The organism is Novipirellula sp., assembly GCF_041583735.1.
Lineage (GTDB): Bacteria > Planctomycetota > Planctomycetia > Pirellulales > Pirellulaceae > Novipirellula.
This window is the reverse complement of the sequence record NZ_JBFHFD010000543.1, coordinates 1-5953: the sequence shown is the minus strand read 5'-3', so window position 1 is coordinate 5953 and position 5953 is coordinate 1. Positions and strand designations below refer to the sequence as shown.

At 56.1% G+C, this 5953-nt stretch carries 3 protein-coding genes; all 3 read right to left on the bottom strand.

Annotation, left to right across the window (positions count from 1 at the left end):
- Positions 1–134 precede the first annotated feature (134 nt).
- Entirely contained in the window at positions 135–1556 is a 1422-nt protein-coding gene (gene nrfD, locus ABX962_RS27835; RefSeq protein WP_008704917.1) for an NrfD/PsrC family molybdoenzyme membrane anchor subunit, read from the bottom strand.
- 109 nt (positions 1557–1665) lie between these two features.
- A complete protein-coding gene (locus tag ABX962_RS27830; RefSeq protein WP_372724340.1) occupies positions 1666–5139 on the bottom strand; it encodes a TAT-variant-translocated molybdopterin oxidoreductase in 3474 nt (1157 codons plus the stop codon).
- 122 nt (positions 5140–5261) lie between these two features.
- Positions 5262–5953, bottom strand: a 692-nt coding sequence (locus tag ABX962_RS27825) for a cytochrome c3 family protein (RefSeq protein ID WP_372724338.1), incomplete at its 5' end; no start/stop codon positions are given.

The window sequence follows — 5953 nt, the reverse complement described above, 5'->3', positions numbered from 1 at the left end:
TCGGCGACAATCCCGTGAATCTTCTTTTCGTTTTTATCGTCTGACATACTTACCGTCTGACATTCGCTATCGATGATGAATGAAGTCTGTTTCGATGGATCCGCGAGGCGTGATCGCCTGCGATGAAATGTTTTCTAGTGCTCGGTCGGCGTCGTCGGCTCGTTGTGAGCCATGTGGTACTGCTTCGCCAGTGTCGATTTGGTTTCCGCCATGTTGATCACAGGCATCAACTTGCAGAACAGCAAGAACAGCGTGAAGAACAAACCGAACGAACCAATCAACATCGACCAGTCGACCCAAGTTGGCGAGAAGTACGCCCAAGCACTTGGCAGATAGTCACGCGACAGACTGGTCACGACGATCACGAATCGTTCGAACCACATTCCAATGTTCACAAAGATTGTGATCAAAACGATGATCCACGGCGTGGTGCGGAACTTTTTGACCCAGAACAACTGCGGACTGATCACGTTACACGTCACCATCGTCCAGTACGCCCACCAATACGGCCCAAAGGCACGGTTGATAAACGCGTACTGTTCGTCCGGAACTTGGCCGTACCATGCGATGAAAAATTCAGTGCCGTAGGCGAGACCCACGATCGAACCGGTCGCCAAGATGATCTTGCACATGTTGTCCAAGTGGCGAATCGTGATCAGTTTCTCGAGCCCCAGCATGCTGCGGGCGGGCACCATCAGCGTCAACACCATCGCGAAACCGCTAAAGATCGCTCCAGCCACAAAGTACGGCGGGAAAATCGTTGTGTGCCAACCGGGAACTTGCGAAACCGCGAAGTCAAACGAAACGATCGTATGGACCGAAAGAACCAGCGGTGCTGCGAACGCGGCAAGCAACGCGTAAGCCTTTTCATATCGCATCCAGTGACGCGACGAACCGGTCCATCCCAGCGACAAGATACCGTAAGCCATACGGCGATACTTGTTTTTCGAGCGATCGCGGAACGTCGCCAAGTCGGGAACCATCCCCATGTACCAGAACAACAGCGAGACCGTTCCGTACGTGCTGACCGCGAAAACGTCCCACAACAACGGACTGCGGAATTGAGGCCACATCCACAAGTTCAAACTCGGGTACGGGGCCAACCAGAACGCCAACCATGCACGTCCCACGTGAATCCCGGGGAACGTTCCGGCACAGGCCACGGCGAAAATCGTCATCGCCTCGGCAGCACGGTTGATACTGGTACGCCATTCTTGGCGAAACAGGAACAAAATCGCACTAATCAGCGTTCCCGCGTGGCCAATACCGACCCAGAAAACGAAGTTGACAATCGGCCAACCCCAGAAAATCGGAGACCGGTTACCCCACACACCAACACCGGTGTAGAAGAGGTACGCGATACAGATTCCGAGCCACTGAAGCAGCGCGAATGCGATCAAGAAACCGATCACCCAGCCTTTGCTTGGCTTGGTCTCAGCAACTCGGCATACCGTTTCGGTAATATCGTGATAGGTCGTATCGCCGAGCACGAGCGGAGCGCGCTCGCCAGGTCGTTCGACGGTATTGTCCAATCCGTTTGGGATGGCAAGGGACATGGTTTGAAAGGGGTATCGAGTTAGGGATTAGAGAGTGAAAACAGGCGGTCCGGCTGTCTCCGTGACACTGGGTAAATTACCCCGCGGCGGATCCTAGCCAATCCAGGTCTTACTTTGCGTGATCGTTCGCTTTGTCGTGATGGTCATCGTGCTTCGCAGCGGCGGCGTGATCCGAATCATGGTGGTCGCCTTCGCCGTGGCCGTTGTGATCGCCGTGGCCGTCGTGGTCACCGTGGCCATGGTGTGGCGTCTTCATTTCGGCCAAGTCAACCAATTGATTGCGGGTCATTAAACGAACGTGCGGGTTGCGTACGCGAGCCAGGTATTCGGTGCGTGGTTTGATGTTCAATTGGCCAAGCATCCCATAGCTGCGAACGTCGGCGTGTTTCTTGGAAACCTTCGATTCTGGGTCGGCAACGTTACCAAACTCGATCGCACGTGTTGGACAGGCCGATTGGCAAGCGGTGACGATTTCGCCATCGGCAACCGGACGACCTCCATCTTTGCGGGCGTTGATTTTGGCCCCTTCGATGCGTTGGACACAGTAGGTGCATTTTTCCATCACCCCACGACCGCGTACGGTCACTTCGGGATTGAGCACCAACGCTTGCAGTTGACGGCTGGCCGATTCGATCGAACTCGGATAGGCCTTGACGCCATAGCCCACGCCAACCTCTTCGTTGAAGTTGAAGTAATTAAAGCGACGCACTTTGAATGGGCAGTTGTTTGCACAGTAACGTGTGCCGATACAGCGGTTGTACGCCATCGCGTTAAGGCCTTCGTCGGTGTGCACGGTGGCCGCCACCGGGCACACTTGTTCACACGGAGCCGTTTCGCAGTGCATGCAGGCGACAGGTTGTTGAACCACATCGGCGTTCTCTTCATCGCCTTGGAAGTAGCGGTCCACTCGCAACCAGTGCATTTCGCGACTGTTGCTGACTTGCTCTTTGCCAACGATAGGCACGTTGTTTTCGCTCTGACATGCGACCACACACGCGTTGCAGCCGGTGCACTTGGACAAGTCGATTGCCATACCCCATTGAGGCAGGAATGGCTTTTCCATCTCGATCTTTTGGATCGGTTCTTGCCACAGCGATCCACTGCCGTCTTTGCCTACCTTGGGCACGTGGGGACCACGCACTTCGGCGAATTCGGGCACTTTATCAAGCAGCTGAACGGTGCCTTCGCGAATCAACGAGAAACTGCGTCGCTCGGTTTCCTCGCGGCCTCGTTCGTCGATAGCCCAGTGATCCTGGGTCGTCGCCAATTCGTATTCGCTAAAGCGAGGGCGAGCATTGACTTGGTAGGAAACGAGCATTTGATCGCTCGTTCGCAGTGGCGAAACATCGGTTCCGACTGCGTCGACATCCTCTTCGGTGAATCCGCCAACCATGCCCGCTCGTTTCCGGCCGTAGCCGATTGCCACGGTCACGACGCCGGGGGCACAGCCGGGCAATTCGTAGACAGGCATTTCGATCGTGGCGTCCCCTTGGGACAGCGCGATCATCAATCCGTGATGAACGCCAAGTTTCTTGGCGGTCGACGGGCTGATTAACGCGGCGTTGTCCCAGGTCAATTTGGTCAGGGCTTGAGGCAGTTCTTGCAGCCAGCCGTTGTTGGCGAAGCGACCGTCGTAAATTCCATCCGCAGGAACAAACAAGACTTCAAAGTCGTCTTGGTCCAGTTCCTCGACCGAAATCGCCACCGGTGCCGCGTCGGTCAAAGGTTTGTCTTGAACGTTGGCGCTAAGCTCTTCGCTTACGGTTAGCTCTTTGGCAAAACCATCATGCAGCAGTCCTCGCCATTGGCGAGCGCTGAGTGCCGAACCAGAGATTCCGTCTGCCGTGCGGCGAACGATTTCCGATCCTTCAACCTCTTTTTCGCCCAACATCGATGCAAGGACTTCGATCGCAGCGCGACCGCCGAGCAGTGGCAAAATCTGAGGTTGGCAGACGCCGTAGAAACCTTCGATGTTGACTACATCGCCCCATGATTCGAGCGGGTGAGCCAACGGCAGCGACCATGTGCATGCCAATCCGGTTTCGTCGTCGTATTCGCCAAGATAGATGCTGTTTTCGACTTTGCTGATTGCTGTCAGCAGGTCCACATCACCCGGAGCAGTGACCACAGGGTTTCCGCCTAGGATCAGCAGCGACTCGACACCGCCATCGTTGATCTTCTGGACCAAATCACCCAACGAGGTCGAATCGGCAAGTTCGCCGTCGACTTCGGGAGTGAATTTTTGAATCTTGCCAAGCGAGCCAAGCTTTTTGTTCAGTGCGATACCGGCCGCGACGGCTTCGGCACCAAGATGATCGCCAACCACCACGACGGCAGCATCGCCCGCTTCGGCAATGTCATGCGAAAGCACATCGAGGAATCGCTCGAGTCGCTCGGGGTGAGTCAGCTCGTCATAGGCTTTGGTTTCTTCGGCGTGTTCGTGCGACTCGCCGGCGGCCAATTTTTCGACGCGGCGGCTCAGTTCGCTCAAGAATGCCGGCATTTGGCTAGGCCGCAATGCCAATCGCGAATCGGCCATCACGCCGGTGGACGTGTATCCGCCTTCGACGACATACAACCGGCTCATCTCGCCTTCGATTGGGTCGCGGTTTTTGGCGAAACTGCGTGCGTTAGAGATCATACTCGGATCGTTTCCGAGAATGTCGGCTTGCAATGTCACGATGACCTTGGCGTCCGACAGATCGAGGACCTGTTTGGCAGGTTTGCCAAAGACGGTCTTGGTCGCCTCTCGCATCGCGGTGCCTTGAACACCGTCGTAGCGAACGAGCGTTGCCGATGGACACTTTTTCTTCAGTGCCGACAGCATGCGGACAAGCGATGGCGATGCGGTGGGTGGCATCAAAACAGCCAAGCCCGCGCCCTTGTTGTTGGCGGCGGCAGCACGAATCACGCCTTGGCCATACGACTGGAAATCTTCCCAGGTGGCATTCTCGCGTCGCTTTGAGCCTTTGCGGACCAGGAAGCTTTCATCGCCGCGAGCACGATCGGGGTCGTACAATCCGAGGATCGAAGCTTGCGAGAAGACGTCGGTTCCGGTGCCCGAGGGATGCTCGGTGTTGGGTTCGATCTTCAGCGGACGACCATCAACGCAGCTGATCAGCAGGTTGTAGACGCGACCGGCAAGTTCGAAGTTGGTCGCACGACTGTACGATTCGCCTGGCAATCGGCCTTCGGGGCGGATCACAAACGGAGCGATCGACTCTTCGGAATAACGGCATCCACCAACACCGGCAACCGCCAAGGACGCACCCATCAATTGCATCCAACGACGCCGCGAAACGCCTTCGGGGTACTCCGAAGCGGCGATCGGGAATTCGCGATCGATGAACTGCTGAAAGTCCTGGCTGTCTTGCATCTCCGAAAGACTTCGCCAGTAGCGTGTGCGTGGCGACGCCGAGGATCCGCCAAACCCATCCTGATTCGCGGAGTCACTGTTGGCTGAATCGCGTGCCGCAGAGCCAACCGCAGCTTGACTGGATTCGTGTGCGACGCCGGCCTGGGGCAGGTCAACAATCATTCGCGAACCGTTGTTGGATTTACGTGGTGAGTGGATGGAGGTCATTGCAAAGATTTGCGATTAGGCGATACGAAATTATCTGTAAAAAACGAGCTTCAGCAGTTCTCGGGGGGGGCGTCGCTGCAGAGTCATCGACTCTGCCGCTAATCCGCCCGGTCGTTGCCGAACTAACGGTGACAAACCGCACAATGGACCTGCGGGTTGATGTTCTCGCCTTCAGGATCACGCTTCTGCTTGGCGAACGCTTCTTGGTCCCAATCCGCTGGGGGTTCCCAGTCGAGCTTGGTCACGAACTCTTTGGGACGCAAATGAGGGTCAGGGTTTCGGTGACAGGTGATACACCACGCCATCGAAAGTTCTTCGTGTTGGGCCACAACGTCCATTTGGTCGATTCGGCCATGGCAACTCTTGCAACTAACGCCTGAATTGACGTGGGCGGCGTGGTTGAAGTAGACGAACTCGGGCAAGTTGTGGATGCGTTTCCAAGCCATGCTGCGGCCCGTTTCCCAACTCTTGTGGATCGGCTTTAGCTTGTCACTTTCTGCTCGTACTGCGGCCAGCGCGGTAACACCTTGATCATTCGCAGGACTGTGACAATTGATACAAGTGGCGGTCGGCGGCACGGCGGCATGAGCCGAGTCAAAGACGGTATTGTGGCAATAGCGACAATCCATCTTGAGCTGGCCCGCGTGAATCGCGTGGCTGAAAGGAACCGGTTGTTCAGGTTGGTAGCCAATATTCAGCGTCTTGGGGTCCGTGACCAGCCCACCCATGGCACCGGCATAAATGCCGCCTCCAACGATGGCAGCAGCCAGAACCATAAGAAATCGATTGACCCAGCGTGGAAAGAGAAACCGTT